The sequence below is a fragment of the Mesorhizobium sp. WSM4817 genome (genome assembly GCF_055811135.1).
The window spans coordinates 1-1,072 of the sequence record NZ_JBVVQQ010000098.1; the positions used below are offsets into that span (position 1 = coordinate 1).

Consider the following 1,072-nt stretch of genomic DNA (forward strand, 5'->3'; position numbering starts at 1 on the left):
AGGAGGAGAAGAAGATGCGCGTCGGCTGCCCCCGGGAAATCAAGAACCACGAATACCGCGTCGGCCTGACGCCGGGATCGGTCCGCGAATATGTCGCGCATGGCCACGAAGTGCTGGTCGAGACCGGCGCCGGCGCCGGCATCGGCGCCGACGACAACGCCTATCGCGCCGCCGGCGCCACCATCGCCAAGACGGCCGCCGACGTGTTTGCCAAGTCCGACATGATCGTCAAGGTCAAGGAGCCGCAGCCCAACGAATGGGTCCAGCTCCGTGACGGCCAGATCCTCTACACCTATCTCCATCTCGCTCCGGATCCGGAGCAGACCAAGGGCCTGCTGGCCTCGGGCGTGACGGCCATCGCCTACGAGACGGTCACCGACGACCGCGGCGGCCTGCCGCTGCTGGCGCCGATGTCGGAAGTCGCGGGCCGCCTGTCGATCCAGGCGGGCGCCACCGCGCTGCAGAAGGCCAATGGCGGCCGCGGCGTTCTGCTCGGCGGCGTGCCCGGCGTGCTGCCTGGCAAGGTCACTGTGCTCGGCGGCGGCGTCGTCGGCCTGCATGCCGCACGGATGGCGGCCGGCCTTGGCGCCGACGTCACCATCATCGACCGCTCGATCCCGCGCCTGCGCCAGCTCGATGATATCTTCGGCGGCCGCGTCCACACCCGCTACTCGACGGTCGAGGCGCTGGAAGAGGAATGTTTTTCGGCCGACATCGTCGTCGGCGCCGTGCTGATCCCGGGTGCCGCCGCGCCAAAACTCGTTTCGCGCGAAATGCTGTCGGGAATGAAGAAAGGCTCGGTGCTGGTCGATGTTGCCATCGACCAGGGCGGCTGCTTCGAGACCTCGCACGCCACAACTCATGCCGACCCGACCTATGAGGTCGACGGCGTCGTACACTATTGCGTCGCCAACATGCCGGGCGCGGTGCCGGTCACCTCGGCCCAGGCGTTGAACAACGCGACGCTGCATTACGGCCTGCAGCTTGCCGACAAAGGCCTGAAGGCGCTGGTCGACGATCATCATTTGCGCAACGGCCTCAATGTCCACAAGGGCAAGATCACCAACCGCGC

At 67.1% G+C, this 1,072-nt stretch carries 1 protein-coding gene; it reads left to right on the forward strand.

What is annotated here, in order from left to right:
• Window positions 1–14 precede the first annotated feature (14 nt).
• The coding region (ald, locus tag AC0L2K_RS34860; RefSeq protein ID WP_473533643.1) for an alanine dehydrogenase at window positions 15–1,072 on the forward strand (1,058 nt) is incomplete at its 3' end.